Origin of the sequence: Rhodococcus sp. A14 (assembly GCF_011603105.1) — a bacterium.
Taxonomy (GTDB): Bacteria; Actinomycetota; Actinomycetes; order Mycobacteriales; family Mycobacteriaceae; genus Rhodococcus_F; species Rhodococcus_F opacus.
Genome location: NZ_JAAOQS010000262.1, coordinates 1 through 1,428, shown reverse-complemented (window position 1 = coordinate 1,428; position 1,428 = coordinate 1). Strand labels below are relative to the sequence as shown.

1 protein-coding gene is annotated in these 1,428 nt (G+C 68.0%); it reads right to left on the bottom strand.

Translation table 11 applies throughout. From position 1 onward, the window contains the following. Positions 1–104: 104 nt before the first annotated feature. Positions 105–1,361, bottom strand: a complete 1,257-nt coding sequence (locus G9373_RS45255; protein ID WP_133984104.1) for an IS701 family transposase — start codon at positions 1,359–1,361, stop codon at positions 105–107. Between the last annotated feature and the right edge of the window lie 67 nt (positions 1,362–1,428).

The following is a 1,428-nucleotide window of genomic DNA, read 5'->3' as shown; positions in this document are numbered from 1 at the left end:
CCTAGTAGTACTTTGTTAGGTGGGGAAGGTGTGGTGGCACAGTGGGCAGGTACCGATCCAACGGGCAAGTGCGCGTTGGAGTTCGCGGAGAACGGCGTACAGGGTCAGTCCTGCCCGGCTGCTTTTGGGGCGGTGAGCCGGAGGGTGGTGAGGAACAGGTGGGCGGCGGTGACCAGGGTGGCGTGGTGGTGCCAGCCCATCCAGGAACGACCTTCGAAATGGTCCAGTCCGAGACCGGTTTTCAGCTCCCGGTAGTCGTGCTCGACGCGCCAGCGGATCTTCGCCAGCCGTATCAGCTCGGGCAGCGGGATGTCCTCGGGGAGGGTGGAGAGCCAGTAGTCGGTCGGCTCATCCGCTCCGGTCGGCCACTCGGCGAGCAACCACACCGCGGGCAGGGCGCCGTCCTCGGCGCGGGGGATGTCCCGGTTCGCCGGACGGACCCGCAACACGGCGAACCGCGAGCGCATCGACGCGGTCGGGTTGGTGGGGTCGGCCTTGCTTCCCTTGCGCCAGGTCACGGTGCGCAGGGACTTGCGTCCGGCAGCGAGGACGAGGTCCTTGCAGGTCGTGTGCGGGCCGTAACGGGGCGTCGACGGGCGCCCGCGGCCGCTGTAGGCCGCAGTCTCCGGGACCGCGTCGCCGGGATGGGCGCTGGTCGCGCCCTTGACGGCGACGACGTAGTCGATGCCCCGCTCGGTCAGCGCCAGCCGGAAGGCGGTGGTGTCGCCGTATCCGGCGTCCGCGACCACAACCGGCGGGATCCGGCCCCACTCGGTCAGCTCGTCGATCATCTCGATCGCCATCTGCCATTTGGGGCGGTGGTGCTCGGTGTCGGGGATCGCGGACCGTCGCCGACGGGCGGTGATCGCCGCGACCGTCTCGGGGTCGGCGGTCGACCGATCGTCCCAGCTCTCGGGCAGAAACAGCCGCCAGTCCAGCGGGGCGGACGCCGCATCGGTGGCCGCGTGCACGCTGACCGCGATCTGACAGTTGCCGACCTTGCCGAGGGTGCCCGAGTACTGGCGGGCCACGCCCGGCGAAGCGGGTCCGTCCTTGATGAACCCGGTGTCATCGATGACCCAGGCATCCGGGTCGATCAGACCACACGCCCGGCGGGACAGCGTTTTCCGCACCGGAACCACATCCCACGGCGAGGTGGTCACGAACTGCTGCAACTGTTGATGATCGACCCGCAACCGCTGCGCCATCGGCTGCATCGACTTCCGCCGCCCGTCGAGCATCAACCCCCGCGCATACAGTCCCGCCTTCTCCCGTTGATCCTTACGCGCCAGCGACGAGAACACCTCACCGACAAACGCATCCAACTGTTCCCCGACCCGGTCGAGAGCGGCTGTATCCATGCCCGCATGCTCTCGAGAAGGCCACGAAAACTCGAGCCGACACGCCGAGCTAACAAAGTACTACTAG